Source organism: Psychrobacter immobilis (assembly GCF_003148585.1).
GTDB classification, from domain to species: Bacteria; Pseudomonadota; Gammaproteobacteria; order Pseudomonadales; family Moraxellaceae; genus Psychrobacter; species Psychrobacter immobilis.
This window is the reverse complement of record NZ_QGGM01000004.1, coordinates 209314-231491: the sequence shown is the minus strand read 5'-3', so window position 1 is coordinate 231491 and position 22178 is coordinate 209314. Positions and strand designations below refer to the sequence as shown.

The 22178-nt window shown below is 42.8% G+C and carries 18 protein-coding genes; 7 read left to right on the top strand and 11 right to left on the bottom strand.

Annotated features, from left to right (window positions below):
* Positions 1-247 precede the first annotated feature (247 nt).
* Complete coding sequence (gene hemL / locus C8D84_RS05785) at positions 248-1549, bottom strand: glutamate-1-semialdehyde 2,1-aminomutase (protein WP_109590738.1); 1302 nt, start codon at positions 1547-1549, stop codon at positions 248-250.
* A 111-nt stretch (positions 1550-1660) separates the two neighbouring features.
* Complete coding sequence (locus C8D84_RS05780) at positions 1661-2014, bottom strand: zinc ribbon domain-containing protein YjdM (protein WP_055123598.1); 354 nt, start codon at positions 2012-2014, stop codon at positions 1661-1663.
* 326 nt (positions 2015-2340) lie between these two features.
* Here C8D84_RS05780 and ygfZ point away from each other — a divergent pair, with 326 nt between their 5' ends.
* Positions 2341-3114 (top strand): CAF17-like 4Fe-4S cluster assembly/insertion protein YgfZ, encoded by a 774-nt coding sequence (ygfZ, locus tag C8D84_RS05775; RefSeq protein WP_109590736.1) that lies wholly within the window; start codon positions 2341-2343, stop codon positions 3112-3114.
* Between the two features lie 74 nt (positions 3115-3188).
* The gene (locus C8D84_RS05770; RefSeq protein ID WP_109590734.1) at positions 3189-4514 is read left to right on the top strand and encodes a D-amino acid dehydrogenase; all 1326 of its coding nucleotides are present in this window, start codon (positions 3189-3191) and stop codon (positions 4512-4514) included.
* Positions 4515-4597: 83 nt separating this feature from the next.
* Here the strand turns inward: C8D84_RS05770 and C8D84_RS05765 are convergent, their stop codons facing one another.
* Together C8D84_RS05765 and C8D84_RS05760 are read right to left on the bottom strand one after the other, a co-directional pair.
* Positions 4598-6811, bottom strand: a complete 2214-nt coding sequence (locus C8D84_RS05765) for a molybdopterin oxidoreductase family protein (RefSeq protein ID WP_109590732.1) — start codon at positions 6809-6811, stop codon at positions 4598-4600.
* Between the two features lie 251 nt (positions 6812-7062).
* Positions 7063-7752: a TetR/AcrR family transcriptional regulator gene (locus C8D84_RS05760; RefSeq protein ID WP_170108277.1), complete on the bottom strand. Its 690-nt coding sequence runs from the start codon at positions 7750-7752 to the stop codon at positions 7063-7065.
* A 503-nt stretch (positions 7753-8255) separates the two neighbouring features.
* On the opposite strand from C8D84_RS05760, the gene C8D84_RS05755 reads away from it, so the two are divergent.
* The 3 genes from C8D84_RS05755 to C8D84_RS05745 all read left to right on the top strand — a co-directional run bounded on the left by C8D84_RS05755 (position 8256) and on the right by C8D84_RS05745 (position 10547).
* The gene (locus C8D84_RS05755; RefSeq protein ID WP_045443240.1) at positions 8256-8459 is read left to right on the top strand and encodes a CsbD family protein; all 204 of its coding nucleotides are present in this window, start codon (positions 8256-8258) and stop codon (positions 8457-8459) included.
* Positions 8460-9217: 758 nt separating this feature from the next.
* On the top strand, positions 9218-9880 hold the full coding sequence (locus tag C8D84_RS05750; protein ID WP_109590728.1) for a PepSY domain-containing protein: 663 nt from the start codon (positions 9218-9220) through the stop codon (positions 9878-9880).
* 295 nt (positions 9881-10175) lie between these two features.
* Positions 10176-10547, top strand: a complete 372-nt coding sequence (locus tag C8D84_RS05745; protein WP_109590727.1) for a hypothetical protein — start codon at positions 10176-10178, stop codon at positions 10545-10547.
* A 9-nt stretch (positions 10548-10556) separates the two neighbouring features.
* On the opposite strand, the gene C8D84_RS05740 is transcribed toward C8D84_RS05745, so the two are convergent.
* Both C8D84_RS05740 and C8D84_RS05735 read right to left on the bottom strand, forming a co-directional pair.
* The gene (locus C8D84_RS05740; RefSeq protein WP_109590725.1) at positions 10557-10868 is read right to left on the bottom strand and encodes an NGG1p interacting factor NIF3; all 312 of its coding nucleotides are present in this window, start codon (positions 10866-10868) and stop codon (positions 10557-10559) included.
* Positions 10869-10921: 53 nt separating this feature from the next.
* Positions 10922-11569 (bottom strand): DNA-3-methyladenine glycosylase, encoded by a 648-nt coding sequence (locus tag C8D84_RS05735; RefSeq protein ID WP_109590723.1) that lies wholly within the window; start codon positions 11567-11569, stop codon positions 10922-10924.
* A 229-nt stretch (positions 11570-11798) separates the two neighbouring features.
* Here C8D84_RS05735 and C8D84_RS05730 point away from each other — a divergent pair, with 229 nt between their 5' ends.
* On the top strand, positions 11799-13118 hold the full coding sequence (locus C8D84_RS05730; RefSeq protein ID WP_060490252.1) for a short-chain fatty acid transporter: 1320 nt from the start codon (positions 11799-11801) through the stop codon (positions 13116-13118).
* A gap of 260 nt (positions 13119-13378) precedes the next feature.
* On the opposite strand, the gene purC is transcribed toward C8D84_RS05730, so the two are convergent.
* The 5 genes from purC to C8D84_RS05700 form a co-directional block, all read right to left on the bottom strand.
* A complete protein-coding gene (purC, locus tag C8D84_RS05725; protein WP_109590721.1) occupies positions 13379-14092 on the bottom strand; it encodes a phosphoribosylaminoimidazolesuccinocarboxamide synthase in 714 nt (237 codons plus the stop codon).
* 130 nt (positions 14093-14222) lie between these two features.
* Positions 14223-14537: a hypothetical protein gene (locus C8D84_RS05720; protein WP_227676039.1), complete on the bottom strand. Its 315-nt coding sequence runs from the start codon at positions 14535-14537 to the stop codon at positions 14223-14225.
* Between the two features lie 35 nt (positions 14538-14572).
* The gene (gene dapA, locus C8D84_RS05715; protein ID WP_109590717.1) at positions 14573-15478 is read right to left on the bottom strand and encodes a 4-hydroxy-tetrahydrodipicolinate synthase; all 906 of its coding nucleotides are present in this window, start codon (positions 15476-15478) and stop codon (positions 14573-14575) included.
* Between the two features lie 438 nt (positions 15479-15916).
* Positions 15917-17125 carry a metallophosphoesterase family protein gene (locus C8D84_RS05710; protein ID WP_109590715.1) on the bottom strand — a complete coding sequence of 403 codons (1209 nt, stop codon included), beginning with the start codon at positions 17123-17125 and terminating at the stop codon, positions 15917-15919.
* A 293-nt stretch (positions 17126-17418) separates the two neighbouring features.
* Complete coding sequence (locus tag C8D84_RS05700) at positions 17419-18783, bottom strand: Do family serine endopeptidase (RefSeq protein WP_406947495.1); 1365 nt, start codon at positions 18781-18783, stop codon at positions 17419-17421.
* A 971-nt stretch (positions 18784-19754) separates the two neighbouring features.
* Here C8D84_RS05700 and C8D84_RS05695 point away from each other — a divergent pair.
* Complete coding sequence (locus tag C8D84_RS05695) at positions 19755-22112, top strand: cation:proton antiporter (protein WP_228244482.1); 2358 nt, start codon at positions 19755-19757, stop codon at positions 22110-22112.
* The last annotated feature ends 66 nt before the right edge of the window (positions 22113-22178 follow it).

Sequence of the window (22178 nt, the reverse complement as noted above, 5' to 3'; positions counted from 1 at the left end):
TCATCATGGGCTAAATGAGAGGCGTAAGTTACGGTTTATTAAAGACTTTCTACTATCAAAGTCACTCAAATAGCATGAATTTTGTCCATTACACCTAAAAATCACAAAAGGATAAATATTGGACACAAAAAAAACCAGCATGATTTCTCATACTGGTTCTTGTAAGTACATACATTTTAAACAGGTCTTAAATAAACAAGGTCTTAAATAAACAAGGTCCTGAATAAATAAGGTCCTGAACAAACAGTTACGCTTTTGCCATTTCTGCAAAAATCTCGTCAGCGGCTTTAATCGACGCATCAATATCTTCATTGCTGTGTTTAATTGACATAAAGCCTGCTTCATAAGCAGAGGGTGCCAGATAAATACCGCGATCCAACATGCCATGGAAGAACGTGTTAAACACCGTCATATCGCACTCTGTCACGTCATCGAAGTTCTTTGGCGTGTCAGTTTCATTGTTTTTAACAAAGAACATGCCAAACATACCGCCCAATTTATTGGTACGCATGTTGATGCCGTGTTTGTCAGCCGCTGCTTGAAAACCATCTACTAGACGATCAACTTTCGCTGCTAACTCAGCATAAAAACCATCTACGGTTAAGTCTTCAAACATCGCAATACCCGCACGCATCGCGAGTGGGTTTCCTGATAACGTACCAGCTTGGTAGACACCGCCAAGTGGTGCGATACAAGACATCACTTCTTTTTTACCACCGAAAGCACCAACTGGCAGACCTGCACCGATGATTTTGCCAAAGCACGTCAAATCAGGATCAATGCCGAAATGTGCTTGTGCACCGCCAAGTCCAACGCGAAAGCCGGTCATCACTTCATCAAAGATCAGCACTGAACCGTTGGCAGTACACTCTGCACGCAACGTATCATGGAATTCTTGGGTTGGAATGACCATATTCATGTTGCCGGCGATCGGCTCTAAGATCACGCAAGCGACTTCTTCGCCCCATTTCTCAAAGCAATCTTTAATCGCTTGTGGGTCATTATAAGGAATCGTAATCGTATGCTTGGCAAAATCTGCTGGCACGCCTTTTGAGGTTGGCTCACCGATATCAAGCATGCCCGAACCTGCTTTTACCAATAAGCTGTCTGAGTGCCCATGATAGCAACCTTCAAATTTAACGATTTTGTCACGTTGGGTATAACCACGTGCCAAGCGAATCGCACTCATGGTCGCTTCTGTACCTGAGCTAGTCATACGAATCATCTCCACACTAGGAACGATTTCGCAAATCTTATCTGCAACGGTTGTTTCAAACGGTGTAGGCGTACCAAAACTTAAACCATCATCAGCGGCTTTTTTGACCGCATCAATCACTTTAGGGTGTGCGTGTCCCAAAATCATTGGGCCCCAAGAGCCGACATAATCGATATAAGCATTGTCTTCGGTATCATAAATTTTGCTGCCGTTAGCACGGTGCATAAAAATAGGCGTGCCACCGACACCAGCAAAGGCACGGACTGGCGAGTTTACGCCGCCAGGAATATGTTTTCGGGCTTGCGCAAATAGCTGTTCGTTTTTAGTGCTCATCATTATTCTCTACTTATTATTTCTTTAATATTGGTTCTGTCTTATTTTATTAAAAATAACTTTGCGGCTTGTTGTTAATGCTTAGCAGATTTTTAAAGCACATTTAATAATTTATGCTTTTTTAACAACAGATGATTTAAGCTTCATTGGGCCAAAACCATCAAGTTTACAGTCAATATCATGACCATCAGAGGCATCGGGCAGCAGGCGAATACCTTTTGCTTTAGTACCGACTTTAATAACAATCGATGAACCTTTGACTTTTAAGTCTTTAATCACGGTGACGGTATCGCCATCTTGCAGCTCATTACCGACCGCATCACGAATGACCGCGTCTTGCTCTTCAGCTTGTGCCGCATCGGTTTCAGCCGCAGTCCATTCATGAGCACACATGGGACATACCAGTAACGCACCATCTTCGTACGTATATTCAGCATCGCATTTTGGGCAATTGGGTAAGCTCATAATTTCCTCGTCAGCCGTGATAAATTGGGTGTATTCTAGAGCTAACATTGTACCGTAACTCGCCAGCTTTAACCAATCGCTTCGCTCGTAAATGCGGTGCTGTGACTAATTGATAGATTCGCTCATGTCTTACAGCGGACGTTTTTTATCACACAGTGTTTTGTGGTACTCTGCTTTAACTAAATTTGGTTTGATGGCCATATATCTTTAGATGGTAAAAACCTCAATATTTACTTTAGCAATTACTTTAACAACTCAGTATTCACCACAATATCTGAGGCTATGGCTACTGATAACGATAGCGACTTATGAATAGGATAATAATAATGACTCAATCAAACGTATCGACCCTCTCATCAACATTGCCACAATTTGTTCAACTAACGATTCAAGGTGAAGATGCAGAAAAATTCTTGCAGGGTCAGCTAACCTCTGATGTCACCAAGCTCGGACTCAGTTATCAAGCAACGGCGCTTAGCAATTTAAAAGGTCGCATTGATTTTGGTTTATGGATAAAAAAACAAGCTGAAAAGCATTATGATGTGGTTATCAGTGCCGATTGCGCTGAGGCTTTTCAAGCCCATTTAAAAAAGTTCGGTGCCTTTTCAAAATTTGACACCAGTGCGCCCGCGCCCATTTATCCTTGCGTGCTTGATGACGTGCCAACCTTTAGCCATCAAGAAGACCACAATAAGCCAACCGATACCCAAGCGTGGATGCAAGAGAGTCTTGCCATTGGCAACTATTGGATAGTTGCTGCAACCCAAGGTCTGTTTCAGCCACAAGAGCTGCGTCTGCATCAGCGCGGCGGTATGGACTATGATAAAGGCTGCTATCTTGGTCAAGAAGTGATTGCCCGTATTTATTTTAAGGCAGCGCCAAAAGCGTTTTTACATTATGTCAGCGGCGCAGGTGACGTGCCAGCAGCCGGTGACAAGCTAGAAAAAATTCAGGTGGTTAATGCGATTGCCGATGACACTATTAATGGTAATGGTTTTAAAGCATTGGTCGTTGCCCGTCCAGAGCATTTAGCCGATAGTGAGCTTACTATATTAGACTTACCGCAAGCGCTGCAAGCCGATGTTGCGCGCCAAAAATAGTGCGATATGATGAGTGACGCGTAATAAGCAGCACTCGTCAAAACATTTTTACTAAAAAAGCAGCAGAGTAATCTATGACCCATATTGCGGTACTCGGAGCGGGTGTGGTGGGCGTGACCACCGCATGGTATCTTCGCCAAGCAGGCTACGATGTGACCGTCATTGAGCGTGAGCCAGCTGCCGGTATGCAGACCTCATTTGCCAATGGTGGTCAAATATCTGTCTCGCACGCAACCCCTTGGGCCAATCCTGCGGCTCCTATGAAAGCGCTTAAATGGCTGTTTCGCGAGGATGCACCGCTGCTGTATCGCTTGCGTGCTGATAAGGCGCAGCTTAAGTGGGCGATGCAGTTTTTGCAAGAATGCCGTGCAGATAGAGCCGATGCCAATCTGGTACAAATGGTACGTTTAGGCTTGTATTCACGAGATGCACTACAACAGCTGCGTGCTGATATTGATATTGATTACGAGCAGCAAACGCGCGGTATTATGCATTTTTATACCAATCAAGCGGAATTTGATGCCGCCATTGCGCCAACGGAGCGCATGCAAGAGTTAGGCTGTGAGCGTCATGTCATCGATATCAATAATGCCGTTAACTTAGAGCCTGCGCTTTACCCTATTGCTCATAAGCTAAAAGGTGCGACTTATACCAGCCGTGATGAATCGGGTAATGCCCATTTATTTACCCAACGCTTAGCCGAGCGCTGCATCGAGGCTGGCGTTAAGTTTTTATACGATACCGAGATTCTGGCGTTAAACACTGACGACTATTCTGCGCGCCCGCATGTGCATAGTATTACCATTCAACCTAAGGGAGAAAACGCGCAAACCTTTAGTGCAGACAGCCATGTACTGGCATTGGGCAGCTATAGCGTATCGCTCATGAAACCGCTGCATATTCATCTACCTATTTTCCCTGCTAAAGGCTACTCGGCCACTTATCAAATCAACCCTCGCGCCCCGCATCTGGCACCCTTTGTCAGTCTCATTGATGATGAGTTTAAGCTGGTGACATCACGCCTTGGCGACAAGCTACGCGTCGCTGGAACAGCAGAATTTAACGGCTACAATTTGGATTTAAATAGCACCCGCTGTGCAGCCATTACCCGCCGTGTGCAGCAGTTATTTCCCAAAGGTATCATCGCCAATTCTGTACAATACTGGACAGGGCTGCGTCCGATGACACCTTCTAATGTGCCGTTAATTGGGCGCGCGCACAGAGGTCAAGTCCGTCATGGCAGTCATAATGTGGATGCTAGTTTTGATAATTTATGGCTTAATACGGGTCATGGTACGCTTGGCTGGACGCATGCTTGCGGTTCGGCGCAGGCTATCAGCTTATTGATACAAGGTGAGACGCCGCCAGTCGATTTTGATTTTGTTGGCCTAGTAACGTAAGAATAAGAAACGTAAAAAAGGCGCTACCAATATAAGTCAGCGCCTTTTTTCTTTATATGGAAGACTTTTATTCTAGAACTATTTTATGCAGCGCTCCCTGATTTCATATCGAAATCAACGTCAGAATCAGCCGTCTCCAAATCAGTCGCTTCTGGCGCGATTGCTTCCAATTGTACTGGTACACCATTGACTGCCGCATTGCCACTTAGCTGATCGATTAAGGTATCGTCCGTCAAATCATTGACACTGACGCCCGCATGCGCTTGAGCGATTTTTTGTCTTACCCCTTTACGGCCGTGACCCCAACCATGGGGGATACTCACCACTTTGGGCATCAGCTCATCCGTCACTTCTGCTACGATCGTCACACTACCCACACGCGACGTTACTTTTACGTTTTGACCATCCTCAATACCGTACTCTTTCGCTGTTTCAGGATGCAGCATCAAAGTACAGCGCGGCTTACCTTTTACCAAGCGATAGCTGTTGTGTAGCCACGAATTATTACTGCGTACATGACGACGACCAATCAATAGAATTTGCTTGTCATCATAGTCCTGCATCATCTCCTGTACGCGCTCTAAATCTGCTTGATAAAAATCAACATTGAGATGAATCTGCTTATCTTTGTGTTTTAACGCTTGTGGCAGCATAGTTTTGAGCGATCCCAAATCAATTCCATGCGGATTTTCCTTCAATTGCTTTAGATTGAGACCCTTATAAGGCCCACGTTTTAGACCTTGATTAAGCACAAATTTCGGACCCAAAACTTTTATTATTAGGCGTTCAACTTTGGTTGCAAGGGCGGCTTTTTTATCCAAGCGTTTCGCCAGCTCTAAGTAAATTTGCCAGTCATGCTTGGCGCTTCTTTGCTTAGCAAACAATGCCTCTGAATATTTGGCAACGTTATGGACGGCAAAATTGTTAAAGGTGACGTCATAATGATCGCGCTCTAGCGGCGATACCGGTGGCAAAATGATATGCGCATGACGGCTGGTTTCTGTGACAAAGTAGTCAATAGCGACCATAAAGTCTAAGTTGGCAAAAGCCGTATCTAACTTTTCACCATTTGGCGTGCTGAGTACAGGGTTGCCCGCGACAGTCATAAAGCCTTTTAACTGCCCCGCCCCTTCTACCAACATCTCATCCGCCATTGCCACGACGGGATAATCGCCATTAAAATCAGGCAAGTTACTCACGCGGCTATGGCGCTTACCTAAATAACCTGGGCCTGAGTTATTGACCACGTCGACCGCAGGATTGGGGAACATCAGACCACCCACTTCATCCAAACGACCTGTGACAATATTAATCAGCATGATTAGATATTGACTCAGTAAGCCAAACTCTTGCACCGAGACGCCCATGCGCCCATAACAGACCGAGCTTTCGGCTTCACAAAACTCTTTGACCAGTCGTTTAATCTCTTTTGCCGCAATGCCAGTAATCTCAGCAACGGACTCGGCGCTATAGTCTTTTGCAAAGTCTGCAATGCGTGCAATCTCTGGCACGAGCGCCGCCGCTCTACTATTTTTAGCATGTGGCTTATCCGCATATCCTTGGAGATAAATTTCATTGAGCATGGCAAGCAAGAGCAAAACATCGGTCGCTGGGCGGATAAAATGATGCTCGCTAGCAATATCTGCCGTTTCGGTGCGTCTTGGATCAATGACTACCACTTTACCATCACGCGCTTTGATATCTTTTAGTTTTTGACGCATATTTGGTGCGGTCATAATACTGCCGTTAGACGCTAGCGGATTGCCACCAATGATGAGCATATATTGAGTACGATTGACGTCAGGCACAGGGATGCGCAGCATATGCCCGAACAGATGCATGCTAACAATGTGATGCGGCAACTGGTCGATGGAAGTCGCAGAAAAGCGACTGCGCGTCTTGATACTGGTTAATAGATGCTTAATAGTTAACATGCCGCCCAAATTATGGACATTAGGATTGCCTAGATAAATACCGAAAGCGTTTTGACCATGTTTTTTCTGTACCGACTGAATACCGGCGGCAACCTTATCGAGAGCTTCAGCCCAGCCAATCTCTTTCCAACCGTTAGCGGTTCTCTCAACGGGATGACTCAGGCGATCACTGTCTTCATGCAAGTCTTGCAAAGCAGTCGCTTTTGGACAAATATACCCTTTAGAAAATGGATCATCTTTATCGCCTTTAATCGATAATACCTTTGCTCCATCGTGCTTTATTTCAATACCGCACATTGCTTCGCATAAATTGCAGGTTCTAAAATGTGTTTGTTCATCCGTGTGACTCTTTTCACTAGCCATGGTCGCGCTCCCTGTTATTTTTTACTATAGTCATTCCACTATAAAAGTATTACTGCGTTAATCTCGTTTGAAGTATTAAATAGACATCTACACTCGGTTGCCTTGTACTACTTTTAAATTGAATCGACTATAGCGCTTTCACTATATAAATTCCGTTTTATAAGTTTAATATGGTTGCTAAATTTGCTCATCTTGAAACTATTGAGCATTAGTTAAAGCTAAGCATTACTAAAAATTAATAAGCTAAATAACTAGCCATCTACTCTGCGCTTGTCTTTGGTGAAAAAATGGCTAAAGACGCCATCAAAGTTTTTGCACAATATCTCAATAGCTTGCTGCCGTGAATAACGCTGCTGATGACAGCCCAATATCAATTCATGTACTTGGGCGGCAGCGACATCAACACAGAGATTAACCTCAAATCTATCAAAAGAGCACTCGGCTGACTGCAACCCTGCTATAAATATTTTGGTCCACTCGTCTCTTATCTCTATGATTAGACTTCCCAACCCGTTACGTTCTATGTTTGAATCAAAGCGCAGACTGTCTTCGAGCAAACGTTGAAATAAAGTGATGTTTTGAAAGGCGGCATCAAAAATCAATGTTAGGCATTCCTGACAACGATCATTGAAATCCTCTTTAGACAGCGTTGGATAGTCTTTAAGCATATTTACCCATGCCATGCGCATCGGCGATAAATAGTTGTCTTTAAGTTGCTTGCTTAACACCTGCTGCAACGCATCTAAACTATAAAAATGATTATAAAAACTTGGCTGAGCAATACCTGCGCCTTTCGCGATTTTATTCATGCTCATACCAAGAGCGCCCTCTACGCTATACAGCTGCAAGGCACTTTTGAGTAACGTATGACGCGTTTTCGCCTTTGCCAGCTCGCGTTTTGTTTCCGGTTTTTTAGCACTTACGCTGTTAAGTACATTCACTATCAATCTGCCCCAACTTAATCTATAAAACAATTGTCATTTCAACTATAAGGCTATAGTCATTTAAACAAGAAGTCTATCACTAAATATTTAACCTTACTCATTCTTGATGATTCGTTTTAACCCATCCTAAAACAATCATAAAAAATAGCCGCCATATTTATGATGACAGCTACTTTTTTTATTCCTATATTTACAGCGTGTGATGACGTCATTTTTTATAAATCATTGCCAGACTTGTTGTTTCTCTTTACGTATGTCACTGATAAAACACTTCATTCATTACACAAATGGACGCTGCATAACATAGCTGTGCAGATTTCAATAATGGAGCAACACTCTCAACATTGCATATACAGACATGGCGATGGTGAGCACTTATATTAGATATCACCAGTTAACTGATTCATAAGTACTGATAGCAGCTGAGTAAAATGTCGATTAAAGACAGATGGAATAATTGTCTCAATAACCAACTTTATAATAAAAGAAGGAACATAAAAATGAACGAACATACTCTAAAAGGTGAATGGAACCAAATAAAAGGCTCAGTAAAGCAAAAATGGGCTGATCTTACTGATGATGATTTATTACACGTTGAAGGTAGCCGTGATAAATTGGTCGGAAAAGTTCAAGAACGTTATGGTCATAGCAAAGATGATGCTGAACGTGAAGTAGACGCATGGCGTACTGAACATAAATACTAGTAGATAATCATGCTTGTAAGAAGCATGAAGATAAAAATTTTATAAGCAGATTATTTAAACAAAAACCGTATTAGTTTCTAATGCGGTTTTTTTATGCTGGACTTATCACCAACTTGATCTATATCACATAATTTTAAGAGATAAAACTCAAAGTCCAGACACGATAAAACCGCATAGCAATTAACTGTTATGCGGTTTTATTGTTAACCATCCATGTTACCTATCACTACTGTTTCCCATGCATCCTTGCATAATATTCAGTATATTGTGATACTGGGCATCCTGCCCTTTTTACTACAACTACCAGCATTAACTACTGATAGCAGCAAAGGGTATGTGTCCTTACTCCACTTATCATTATCATCCTGATGCTAATAAGTGAATCATTATCCTTAATGCGGTTAACTCAATCCTTGAGTCACATTCCCTAATGCCGTGTGACTATAATGCCTAATTCCTAACCTGATGTTAAGTCGCGTAAGCGTCATTTCGTGTAAGCATATGCTTACATGATTCATATTCGTTACCCTGATTACAACTTATTAACGCAAAAGACACTTATCATCAAGCTTCGTACATTATGATAGATAATGTAAGAAAATATTTCAAAGCGCCTAATGGTAATGACGATGGTAATAATCAATTTGCCAGTAAGTTATGAATACGATTATATGAAAAATTTATAGAGTGCATACGTGCTCGGCTATCACCAGCAATGATGCGACGGGTAATTTAAAAATATTATAGGATGTTGGATCATGAAAATTCTAAAGCCTTTCTCAATTAAGACCATTATATCTACTGGTCTTGCGGTTACATTATTGGGTACTACAGTTGGGTGTGCCGTCGTCGGTTCAGGGTATGATAATTACCCAGTATATGGTGGTAATGATGATTATGGTAACGCTGACTATAACCGTATTAGTCAAAAGCTACGCGCTGATCTGCGCCGTAAAGGCTATCAGGTTATGGATATCAAATCCGATAACTACCGTGGCAATCGCATAATGACCGCTTATGCCAAAAAGAACAACCAAGCATACGAGCTAAAATACACGTATCCTGATCTAAAACTTATTAGCTCAAATAAAAAAGCTTGGTCTAATGTTTGGCAAGACGATAGATATGACAAAGACCATTACAACAAAGACAAATATAAAAATAATGGCAAGCATAAGAATAATAAGCACTATAAAAATGATGATATCGAAGATAACATTAAAAGAGACTCGCGTTATCCAGCAATTAAGCAACGTGCGATCAATAAAATACAAGGCATGGGCTATCGGGTCAACGACATTGAGTTGGAAGAAAAGAACGGACGCGGCGTGTTCGAGATTGAAGCCAAGCGCGGCTCACAAGAGTATGAAATACGACTTGGTTACCCAAACTTAAATGTGATTAAGATTGAAAAAGACTAGGGCATGTCCTCCATTCAATTGATAGTTATAGTCAATCCTATATAAATCAGATACGGTATCAGGCTCGCTTAGTCTACTACTTATAGTACTTTCGCTTGCCTTCCTTGAATCTAAATTATATTGAACCGACTATATTTAAGCGCATTAAAAATGAGAGTAGCAAAATAAAGCTATTAAATAAAGTTTTGGCATCGTTTCTTACTTGATGCCTTCGGTCAAATAAGCCAGCCCTTGGTTTATTTGACCCTTTTTTATAAAAGAAGCAAAAATATTTTTGACATCATAAGAGGATTTGATGAACCACCATACTTTATTAAAAACCACTACTAGCGCCAGTATGATTGCAGTGTTGCTGACGATAACGACTGGCTGTGTCACCGCACCTGGTTATAATGCTTACGGCGACCTTTACGAAGATGTTTATAAAGACAGTAAGGTCTACAAAAAGCACAAGAAGACCATCAACTCCATTGATAAAGAGCTTTATCAGCCTGCTATCGAGCAAAGGGCTGCCAATAAAGTCAGCAATATGGGTTATCGAGTCAAAGACGTCAAATACAAAAAAGGTGACAGTAAAATAAAAGTAAAAGCCAAACGCGGCAGTGAAGATTACAAAATCGAGCTTGGCTATCCGAGTTATAACGTGATTAAGATCAAAGAGGATTGATAGCTAACCCTAAAAGTCTAATACTTCAATCACATTATAGGCAGGCGTTTCATAAGGATGCGCCTGCTTTAACGCCTCGACGACCTGTATAATATCAGCATCAGCCACTACCATTTCTACCCGCCATTCCTCAACGGTTTCCAGTCGATCATGTGCTCCAATATTCGGATTACTGCCTGCCAGTGGCATAAATTGCCCTGTCCCCTGCACTTGCCAACAGCACTGTTCATAATTGCCAATCGTCCCAGCGCCCGCCGAAAATAAAGCGGACTTGACCTGCTCTAATGCTGTATCTGGAATAAAAACGGTCAGTTTATACATGTATTACTTCCTTCCAGTCTATTTAGAAAAACAGCCATCAACTATCAATCTTACTATTTTTTGGATAACGAAGGATGGTCTGTCCAAATGTAGCGTAATAACCACTCTTTTGCCTCGCCCGCATAATCAATGCCAATCCGTGGACGCAGCGATACTGGCGGCTTGCAACCGTCGTCTTCTATCCAAACGGCTGATGCTGGATGAATGGATTTGCCATACAAGTCACGGTCGATTTGTAAACGCTTGGTCAGCTTACCGGGACCAGCGAACTGCTTGGGATGAATCAGTTGTTGATCTAAGCTCAATAATTGCTCATCTCGCAAGCGGCCACTATCTTCTGCTAAAAACCCCGCACGTATCAGCACCGACTCAGGGGAGTCGATAGCACCACTGATTAAATTGAGCATATGATGGACGCCATAAGTCAAATACACGTAAAAAACACCACCTTGCTCATACATGATTTCAGTGCGCGGCGTTCGACTGCCAGCATGTGAATGACAAGCGGGATCGCCCGCACCGATGTAAGCTTCGGTTTCTGAGATACGCATACGTAGTATTTTAGGCGTGCCATCCGTATCTAACAGCTTTCTACACAGCACTTTACCTATTAAGTCAGCAGCGACCACACAGGTTGGTCGAGTAAACCATGATGGCGCTAAAATAGTAGGCTGCGCCGTGGAAGTTTGAGACGTTGACATTAGTAATGACCTTTTATGCTTTTATATCATTGAATAATTAATAAGTTATCATAAAATTAAGAAAAGGTATGGCACACAGTGTTTAAGGAATGTTTAAACAAACCTTGCAAGGTCGATATAGCATTCAAAAAGATGATTTCTGCTGAATGAATAAGCATAAAAAAGGAAGAATGAGGTAACATTGGAATGAGGAATGAAACGTAAACTTAGACAAAAAGGAAGTCAAAAAATGAAAGGGATTACACGCTTCTCGAATAGCTTGATGGAAAAATATTTACCAGATCCATTTCTGTTCGTCATTATTTTAACCTTGGTTATTTTTGTAATGGGCTTAGGTTTAACCGACTCTTCACCGGTACAGATGGTGGCGTTTTGGGGTGAAGGCTTCTGGGCTTTGCTGGCATTCTCAATGCAAATGGTGTTGGTGCTAGTAACTGGTTTTGTATTAGCAAGCAGCCCCATATTTAAAAAAGGGCTGGGTAAACTTGCCAGTTTCGCAAGCTCGCCAGGTAGTGCGATTATACTGGTCACCTTAGTATCGCTTGCAGCAAGCTGGATTAATTGGGGATTTGGCTTGGTCATTGGGGCATTATTTGCCAAAGAGCTGGCGAAGCGTGTCGAAAATGTCGATTACCGTTTATTGATTGCCAGCGCCTATTCTGGATTTATCATTTGGCATGCCGGATTCTCTGGGTCGATTCCATTATCCATTGCAACAGCAGGCCATCCCTTCGTTGATAAAATCGGTGTTATTCCAACAAGTGCGACCATCTTTGCTAGCTATAACCTAATTATCGTCGCAGCATTGGTTATTATCGTCCCTTTATTAAACCGTCTGATGATGCCAAAAAAAGAAGATACGATTACGGTAGATCCAAAACTTCTAGTAGATCCTATCCCTGAGGATCTGCCAGCCAAATCGGATATGACACCAGCAGAACGCTTAGAAAACAGCTGGATTTTATCAATGGTCATTGGCGTATTGGGCATCGCCTTTATCGTGTATTATTTCGCACAGAACGGTTTTGCTCTAACGCTCGACTTGGTTAACTTTATGTTCTTGTTTCTTGGTATTATATTTCACGGTACACCTCGCAAGTATTTGATTGCAGTTCAAGAAGCGGTTAAAGGTGCAGGCGCTATCATCGTCCAATTTCCTTTTTATGCAGGCATTATGGGAATGATGACAGCTTCGGGGTTGGCAGGTGTGATGTCAGAAGCGTTTGTCAACGTTTCAACAGCGGAGACGCTACCACTTTTTGCTTTCCTCAGTGCAGGACTCGTCAACTTTTTTGTTCCTTCAGGTGGTGGACAATGGGCAGTACAAGCACCAATCATGTTAGAAGCGGCGGAAATGTTGGGTAGTGATCCGTCACGAGTTGCTATGGCTGTAGCATGGGGTGATGCTTGGACAAATATGATTCAGCCATTTTGGGCATTACCAGCACTGGCGATCGCAGGTCTAAAAGCCAAAGATATCATGGGTTTTTGTGTCATCGTGCTGATTGTCAGTGGTGTTGTGATTGGTTTAGGACTCTTGTTTTTATAATAAATCCTATAACTCCAACATTAACTATTTTAATAAAGAGGTTGTTCTTATCTTTAGATAATAATGAAGTAAATCAAATAGCAGTGGAGCTATTCAGAATAGCCATATTTGATAATAACGACTACCTTTAGGTCAAAGCCTTTATATTATTAGTCGTAAGATAAACACGAAGATTAATTTAAAATCACAAAAAAACTGAGCACATGGCTCAGTTTTTTTTACGCTAAAGATTGACCTGCAGTGCAGTGCCAATCAAACATCTAGCTTAATGGCACACCAATACGGTTAGCCACTTCTTCATAAGCTTCAATGACATCGCCTAATGATTGACGGAAGCGGTCTTTATCCAGCTTCTTCTTAGTCGTCTTGTCCCAAATACGGCAGCCATCTGGTGAAAACTCATCCCCTAAGACGATACGGTCATGGAACACACCAAATTCTAGTTTGAAATCAACCAGTATCAAATCACCTGCTTCGAATAACGCCTTTAACACTTCATTTACTTGATGAGTCAGCTCTTCCATTCTTGCCAGTTGTGCTTCGGTTGCCCAGCCAAGAGACACAGCAAGTGACTCATTGACCATTGGATCACCCAGCGCATCATCTTTATAAAACAGCTCATAAGTAGGTGGCGTCAATGCTTGCCCTTCTTCTAAGCCTAAACGACGCACCAAACTGCCCGCAGCAAAGTTACGCACCACGCACTCAACCGGAATCATATCCAAACGCTTGACCAATACTTCATCTTCAGACAATTGCTTTTCAAAATGCGTTTCGATACCAGCATCAGCCAATTTTTGCATGATGAAAGCATTAAAACGATTATTGACGACGCCTTTGCGGGCTAACTGTTCAATACGCTTGCCATCAAGCGCTGAAGTATCATCACGGAAATGTAGAATCAAAAGATCATTATCTTCAGTTTCATAGACAGATTTGGCTTTGCCTTTATACAGCAGTTGTTGCTTTTGCATTATGGGAATTCCTGTTCGTTCAAGCTTATGTGGTAAAAACGCGCAGCGACCGCTGATTTTTGTATGACAGAATGAATAATATTTACATTAATCACTGTAAAATGTCAGCGGTATAAATAAGGGAATAGCTTTAATTCGAAGGACTACTGACAGCGCGCTCAGGCTTCGGTAGCTGGTACTGATTACCTGATTCGTTCTGTAATTTCAGCGTATTTGCACCAGCATTAGGAGTTGCATACAAAGGTACAAAAGGCGCTGGTTCTTTGTTAGCAGGCAGCTCTATTGGCACAAGCTTCTTGCTTTGCTGATATTCTAAGCTACCATTGTCACGCTTACTAAGTAAGTTTTTAGCACTTTGGCAACCGCTCAATACTAAAGTACTTCCCAATATTAAGGTCAGCAGCGCAGGGAATATTTTTGCAGTCGGTGATGATGTTTTCATCATATTATCTCTCTGAGTTAGCATTTACACGCATCATTTTATAATAAGTTCGCACGCACCAAGGCGTCATCAATAGTGGCATGATGTTGTTCAGCCAACCATACCAAAGGCAGACGAATACCAGTATCTATCATACCCATTTTATGAAGCGCATATTTTGCTGGGATAGGACTTGACTCAATGAACAAGTCACGGTGTAAATGCTTGACCACATCATGTACTTTATGAGCCGCATCAAAATCACCACGAAGCGCCGCTGTAAAAGTCTCGCTCATCGCTTTCGGGGCGACGTTGGCAGTGACTGAGATATTACCTTTACCACCAAATGTCATCAAATCAAGCGCCGTACTGTCATCGCCAGATAGCACGACGATTCTATCGCCCACTGCTTTGATCAATTGCTCACCGCGAGCAATAGAGCCTGTGGCATCTTTAATTGCGACGATATTATCGATATCAGCCAGACGTTCTACGGTCTCTTGTGCAATATCAACGACCGTACGTCCTGGCACATTGTAAAGCATCTGCGGGATATTTACCGCGCGCGCGATAGCCTTATAATGTTGGTATAAGCCTTCTTGTGGCGGCTTGTTATAATAAGGCGCAACCAATAATGCACAATCTGCACCAGCGTCGGCAGCATCTTGGGTCAGCTTAATGGCTTCCATCGTATTATTGGCACCTGTTCCAGCAATCACTGGTACACGACCTTTGACATGCTGAACAAAGTAGCGAATAACATCGCTGTGCTCTTGCATAGATAGGGTCGCTGACTCGCCAGTAGTACCAACGGCAACGAGACAATGCGTGCCTTGCTCAATCTGCCAATCTATGAGATCCGCCAGACGTTTATAATCGACCGTGCCGTCAGGATGCATGGGCGTTACCAAGGCTACCATTGAGCCTTGTAGTCGGGTTTTGATCTCGTCGTATGCTGTGCTCATAACCGTGCCTTACTGTATTATCCTAGCTTTTTTCAAAGCTGTCACATGATAGGTCGTTGGCAAGTGTCAATGATTACATCTACGCCTGTACTCATATTGTGTACATTCATAGGCGCCATTGGCAATATCTTGCTTGATATTAATGCTGAGTATTTTTTATGATCAATCTTTTTCTATGATAAAAGCGTTCGCAATATAGATGCTCAAAGCCGTCTTAGCTTTATTTTTGCCAATGACCGACAACGCTTATTTAGTGCTAAAAATAGAATAATAAAAACGCCTGCTAGTGTAGCATATTTTGATTTGACCGCTATCAATCAATTAACGTTCAATCAATTGAATTGCTGACATGCCATTACAACCTACAAACCAGTAGCCTTATTATTCAACTCTCAGTTTAGCGCAATGAATCAGCACTGATAAGTCTTTTGAGTCATGTTAACGAATCGTCAACACATCGATAGTGGGGCGATACAAGCGAAAAGGCAGCCCTCGTGTGCCAATACCGCTACTGACAAATATCTGCGCACTGCCATGTTGGTATAAACCCCGCTGCTTGCCCATGCGGCTATTATTCAACAGGGTTGACTGCTCACTACTACGTGCAATATATTTTTGTTTTTGTGCCAACCATATATTTTTTTGAATCGCCTTTGCCGCCCCAGTAATCAATAGTGGTCGTGGCTGCAAGGATTTTGGCAAATCGCTAATACTATCAAATCGTGAAGCCAAGATGATGACGGGCTTCGTGGTATTAGCAATTTCAGCACCAAGCGCGGCTTTATCAGACGCATTTGCCTCTTCAATATCAGCAAACTGTTTAGGAACATCTTGCCAGCCGCAAAGCACGGCGACGGTTGGGCTATTTTCCAAATTTTGCTGTCTAAAACCCTCTTTATTATTTTTAGAATAACTCGCACTGGGCATTACTGGAAGCGCATTAGTAGCCCCAGTACATTTGAGTGGCAGCGACGTACACTGCTGACCGATATAGCTAATATCGAGTACATCAAAGGCACTGGACAACGTATCTTCTAATAGCGGCTGTCCTTGCTTGGTCGTATTAATCGATTGATAACGCAAGTCTGAGGTACTCATCACTGTATAAATAGGCTTATTAACCCCTTTAAACAACATGAGCTGACCCACTAAATCAGCACTTGGATAATACAACCAGTCGCCCGTAATCAGCACCGCATCTGCTGGTAACGCATTGATGGTAGCAACCAGTTTACGGATATGACGCGGCTTGCCGCTATACAAGCCTATGCGTAAATCAGCCAATACGGCAACCGTCAACGGTGTGGATAAATCTAAGTCGATTGCATGATGATCTAAACGTAAACGATTGGGTTGTATCACCACGGTATAAAAATAGAACCCCATTGCAAATACAGCCACTAGCACGAGTGGTAGTGATAGCTGCGCTAGTATCGGCAGCATGTCTTGCGACCAACCTATCACCAACAGCAAAGCCCAAACGGGCATAGTATAGGCAGCATAATATAGTGCCAATTTAAACCAAATACGCATAAAACGTTTGGTAGGATTGGCATTGAACGTTTGTAATCCTGACCACAGTATAATATACGCAAGCAATACTGCTGTCGTAGAGATACTTAGGATATAAAGAGCATGGTCAGTCATAATTACCTGATGGTTACGAGAGAGTATGAGCCGAGCAACTGGCTTACCCTATATTAGAACGTATAGAGCGATAAATAAATCGCTCCATGAATAAGTTAGTGACAATGTTAGATTATTTTAAGTCATGGTTAAAAAATCAGCCATTATAGGGGTCGAGCTCTATCATAGACAAGTAGAATTATTGACGCGCCTGTTATGCCATGCTCAGTTGCTGCCCCGACTACCCATTACCCATTACCCATTACCCATTACCCATTACCCATTACCCATTACCCCTACTAAGCTATCAAAGCTTACTCAATACGTAAACCAATAATCGCGGGAATACCTTGGCGGATAATTTCAATGGTCACTACGCCTTTTTTGGGCAATGATGAAATCGCGCTTGAAAAATCTGTGACCTTTTTAATTGGCTTTTGGTGAAAATTGGTAATCACATCACCTGCCAACAGACCTGAGCGCGCCGCCAATCCCGTTGGGTCAACTGTGGTGACCAAAATACCTGTCTTATTATCCACTGCGATTTCTGCTTGCTCATCAGCGGTCAAGTTACGTAAACGCAAGCCTAACTGCACCTCATCATTCTGCTGATCGCCGCCTTGTGCTCTCACATCATTGGGCGCATAAGTGAGTTTGCCGCTGATGGTCATCTGCTTACCATTACGCTGAATCTGTGCGCGGAAGCTATCGCTCGGTTTGGCACGATTGAGCAAGTTTAATAAATCTGAGGCGCGCATAATTTGCACTTCATTATATTGCAAAATGATATCGCCAGGTTTTAGACCAGCTTTTTGTGCAGGTGAGTCTGGTGATACCCTTGTCAGTAGCGCACCTTGAGGACGATCTAGATTATAAGCTTCTGCTAAATTGCGATCGATGTCCTGCGGATAAATACCTAAATAAGCACGTACCACTTCGCCATCGGTTTTTAGCTGCTCGTAAATATCCATCGCCGCATCAATCGGAATGGAAAACGACAGACCCATGTAACCACCAGTACCACTAAAGATACGCGAATTAATACCAATCACTTCACCGCGCTGATTAAATAGTGGACCGCCTGAGTTACCAGGGTTCAATGCCACGTCTGTTTGGATAAATGGCACGCTGGTATCGCGTGAAAAACTGCGTGATTTAGCACTGACAATGCCCGCCGATGCTGAGTAATCAAAACCAAATGGCGAACCAATGGCTAGTACTGGTTCCCCTACTTTCAGAGCATTTGAGTCGCCGATAGGCAAAGCAGGAAATTGGTTGCCCGAGACTTTTAGTACAGCCACATCAGAGCGCTCATCACTACCAATCAAGGTTGCATCAAGCTCCGTTCTATCGTTAAGAGTGACAGTGATTTTATCAGCGCCCTCCACCACATGATGGTTGGTCAGCATATAACCATCGGCTGTGACAAAAAAGGCCGTGCCATAAGCATGCTCAATCGCTGGCGTGGCAGCCTGATCAGGAATACGTAAACGATCACCAAAGAACTGCCGTAACAATTCGGCTGTTTGGGCTTTGGCAAGCTCAGCCTCGCTGACGGTCTTGGTGACATTTACGCGGGCAACGGCTGGGGTAACTTGCTGTACTAAGTCAGAAAAATCTGCCGTGGTGACGACAGCTTGAGCGCTTGCCATGGCGGTGGCAGTGACGCCAGTAACCATCGAGGTACTGACAGCAAGCACCAGCGCACTACGTTTTAACCAATGCGGCACATAAAACTTAGATTGCGCTGTAAGCATATTGATAGGCATGTTGTCCTCCATATAAGTAATCGTTGTTATTTTTAATGGTTATGTTTTGGCTACTATCGCTAGTGACGTGTATACGATATTTTAATTTTAACCAAGTCCGTATATGACAAACGTTGCATCGGCACTGAATGTTATGACGGCCAACCTTTTTAGTCGCTATCTAGTCGTTTATTAGGTTACTGTTTTTTATACCCTTATGCCATCGACCATTCGCCTTTCCTTATATAAAAACCCCAAAACAATGATAATCCTCGCTAGGTGCATGATAAAGACGGCTACTGTATGATAAGTCATCGTGCTGTTTTGTCATTATTTCAATTATGTAGGATAACCCAAGGCGCAATTATTTGACCCAGTTATTGTATATTTTTATCGCTGCCTACTGATATCGTGCTAGATACGGCCTTGCTCAGCATGAAATAAAAGCATGTTATGATAGCAAGCCAAATAACTTTTTAAGCAAACTAAAGTCTATAAATAATCATTATTGACTATTGTTTTATAAAGCTGGCTATTATCACCCTTATTGTTCATCTTTTGCATTACTAGAATAATGCGATGGTCGATTCAAGATAAATGGATAAAAAAGTCGCGTGACAGTACTATCAATAATAGACTGAGCGAGCTTGATGCCATATGCGATTTATATGAGATTGACGATTTTTTCTAGTAATGCTTTTGTCTTTACTACTCTATAGTAGTTATATCATATCTGGCTCATGTTGTGATTCATGATGGATACCATTGTCGTCGCTTACGTTTTATAGAGATGTGTCTCTATAGCGAGTAGCGTCAACTTATTACTATACTACTGGCAGCCGCTACTCTAAAAAAGCGGTTGATAGCTATAAAATACGACAAGATTATAAAAGGATCAATTTATGGATACCGCCCTATTATTATCTGGCGTGGTTGGGATCGGCATTGCTGCCCAATGGTTGGCTTGGTATTTAAAGCAACCGTCCATTTTATTTTTATTACTGATTGGCATTATCGTGGGCCCAGTGCTGGGAGTCTTCGATCCTGACTTGGTGCTGGGGGAGCTGATGTTCCCCTTCATCTCTTTGGGCGTGGCGATTATCCTATTTGAAGGCTCGCTGACGTTAGAGTTTGACGAGATTAAACAGCATGGCACCGTGGTGCAAATGCTGGTGTCGGTCGGTGTACTTATCACCATTGCTATCGTTGCGTTATCGACTTATCTCTTATTCGATGTCGATCCACTGATTGCTTTGCTGTTCGGTGCGCTCGTGTGCGTCACGGGTCCAACGGTGATTATGCCGCTATTACGTAGTGTGCGTCCCAATAAGACCATCTCTAATATCCTCAAATGGGAAGGTATCATCATTGACCCAATCGGTGCTATTGCCGTGGTTTTGGTCTATGAATACATCATCTCAGGCGGCGAAGCCAGCAGTATCTTATTGTTTGCCAAAATCGTGGTATTAGCGACAGCGATGGGTATGGCAGGCGCTTGGCTGCTTGCCTTCTTGATGCGTCGGCATATGATTCCTGAATTTTTACGCAATGTCTTTACGCTCGCCTTTGTCTTGGTGTTATTTTCAGTATCGAACCATTTAGAGCATGAGTCTGGGCTATTGACAGTCACCGTATTGGGCGTAGCATTGGCGAATTGGCCAAAATTCCCACGCGATACGATTTTAGAGTTTAATGAATCTTTAACCATCCTTCTTATCTCTGTGCTGTTTATTATCCTTGCAGCACGTGTAGAGCTGGAAAGCTTACTTAGCGTTGGTTTCGCAGGTCTGGTGTTACTTGCTATCGTCATGTTTGTGGCGCGACCCTTATCCGTTTGGGCATCGTCTATTGGCTCAAACTTAAAGACCAATGAAAAGTTGATGATTAGTTGGATTGGGCCACGTGGTATCGTCGCTGCAGCTATCTCATCACTGTTTGCTATTCGTCTGCAAGAGTACGATATCCAAGGTGTTGAACTGCTCGTGCCCTTAGTATTCATGGTCATTATTGGCACGGTTATGATTCAGGGCTTGGGGGCAAAAATAGTCGGCAACTTGCTGGGTGTCCGTGAGCCTGAGACCAATGGCATTCTTATCGTCGGCTCAAATCCCATTGCCCTTTTGGTAGCAACTTCTCTAAAAGATCAGGGCTTTGATGTCATCGTCGCACACAACAACTATACCAATATTGCCCGCGCACGCATGAGCGGTCTGCGTACTTATTTTGGCAATCCTATCTCTGATCACGCCGATCATCATCTTGACCTGATCGGTATCGGTCGTCTGTTTGCCATGAGTATGGACAAAGAGATGAATACCTTATCTGAGATTCATTATCGTCATGAATTTGGTGAGCGCAAATTGTACCGTCTCAAGTTCAGCGACGAAAAGGTCAAAAGCGAGCGCGATGATAAGCAAGGTAACTTCCACTCGCAGTGGCTGTTTGGCAAAGACGTCACCTACACCAAACTTGCCAGCATGCTGTCAAAAAAAGCCCGTATCAAGATTACCAACATCACCGACAGCTACAGCTTTGAGCAATACAAAGCCGACAATAAGCAATTCGTGCCGCTGTATACAATCGACAAAGAAGGCAAGCTACACGTCATTACCGATAAGTTTGATGGTATCGTACCACGCGATCGCAAGCTCATCTCACTGGTAGTGGAAGATGAAGTACAGCCAAAACCTGTCGACGTGACACCTAAACAAGAGCAGGCGCGACTGGCAGCTGATGCTAACTTTGAGTCCAGCTCAAAAGCACCTGAAAAGCGTAAAGAAAAAGAGCTGAGCGATGATAGTGTTGATGCAACAGAACAATCCACTGCCACTGATAGCGACAGCGCTAAAGAAATAATTGCTGAGCAGAGAGTCGCTGAGCAAAATGCAGATACTGAGGTATCAAACCATTCAAGCAGCAGTGCTGGAACTAAAACCACGCCAGACACCTTGAATGACAAAGTAATAACGTCAAAAGATAAGTCTATTGACGTCGTTAATAAAGGCGTCATATCAGCCAACTCGACAGCGACTTCGAAGGCAATTCCTAAAAATAAGGTGTCTAACAACAGTAGTACGAATGGTAATGGCAACGCACCTAAAACTAAGAAGGGCGCGCTTGATCCAAATCGTCTACCCGACTCTGGTCAAGATAATACAACCAATGCAAGCTCTGATGGCGATATTACTAAAGACAACATTAACAAAGACAATGTTCAAGAAATTTCAGATAATAAAGCGGTGAATAAACAGGATAAATAATCGTTGCCACAGCTTTGTTTTAACACAGTTTTGACAATATCTTGATGACTGTTTTGATACTTTATA

Bases quoted from the DNA above. Each gene is read 5' to 3' on its own strand.
- hemL (WP_109590738.1), bottom strand. From the start codon at position 1,549: ATGAGCACTAAAAACGAACAGCTATTTGCGCAAGCCCGAAAACATATT.
- C8D84_RS05780 (WP_055123598.1), bottom strand. From the start codon at position 2,014: ATGAGCTTACCCAATTGCCCAAAATGCGATGCTGAATATACGTACGAA.
- ygfZ (WP_109590736.1), top strand. From the start codon at position 2,341: ATGACTCAATCAAACGTATCGACCCTCTCATCAACATTGCCACAATTT.
- C8D84_RS05770 (WP_109590734.1), top strand. From the start codon at position 3,189: ATGACCCATATTGCGGTACTCGGAGCGGGTGTGGTGGGCGTGACCACC.
- C8D84_RS05765 (WP_109590732.1), bottom strand. From the start codon at position 6,811: ATGGCTAGTGAAAAGAGTCACACGGATGAACAAACACATTTTAGAACC.
- C8D84_RS05755 (WP_045443240.1), top strand. From the start codon at position 8,256: ATGAACGAACATACTCTAAAAGGTGAATGGAACCAAATAAAAGGCTCA.
- C8D84_RS05750 (WP_109590728.1), top strand. From the start codon at position 9,218: ATGAAAATTCTAAAGCCTTTCTCAATTAAGACCATTATATCTACTGGT.
- C8D84_RS05745 (WP_109590727.1), top strand. From the start codon at position 10,176: ATGAACCACCATACTTTATTAAAAACCACTACTAGCGCCAGTATGATT.
- C8D84_RS05740 (WP_109590725.1), bottom strand. From the start codon at position 10,868: ATGTATAAACTGACCGTTTTTATTCCAGATACAGCATTAGAGCAGGTC.
- C8D84_RS05735 (WP_109590723.1), bottom strand. From the start codon at position 11,569: ATGTCAACGTCTCAAACTTCCACGGCGCAGCCTACTATTTTAGCGCCA.
- C8D84_RS05730 (WP_060490252.1), top strand. From the start codon at position 11,799: ATGAAAGGGATTACACGCTTCTCGAATAGCTTGATGGAAAAATATTTA.
- purC (WP_109590721.1), bottom strand. From the start codon at position 14,092: ATGCAAAAGCAACAACTGCTGTATAAAGGCAAAGCCAAATCTGTCTAT.
- C8D84_RS05720 (WP_227676039.1), bottom strand. From the start codon at position 14,537: ATGATGAAAACATCATCACCGACTGCAAAAATATTCCCTGCGCTGCTG.
- dapA (WP_109590717.1), bottom strand. From the start codon at position 15,478: ATGAGCACAGCATACGACGAGATCAAAACCCGACTACAAGGCTCAATG.
- C8D84_RS05710 (WP_109590715.1), bottom strand. From the start codon at position 17,125: ATGACTGACCATGCTCTTTATATCCTAAGTATCTCTACGACAGCAGTA.
- C8D84_RS05700 (WP_406947495.1), bottom strand. From the start codon at position 18,783: ATGGTTACTGGCGTCACTGCCACCGCCATGGCAAGCGCTCAAGCTGTC.
- C8D84_RS05695 (WP_228244482.1), top strand. From the start codon at position 19,755: ATGGATACCGCCCTATTATTATCTGGCGTGGTTGGGATCGGCATTGCT.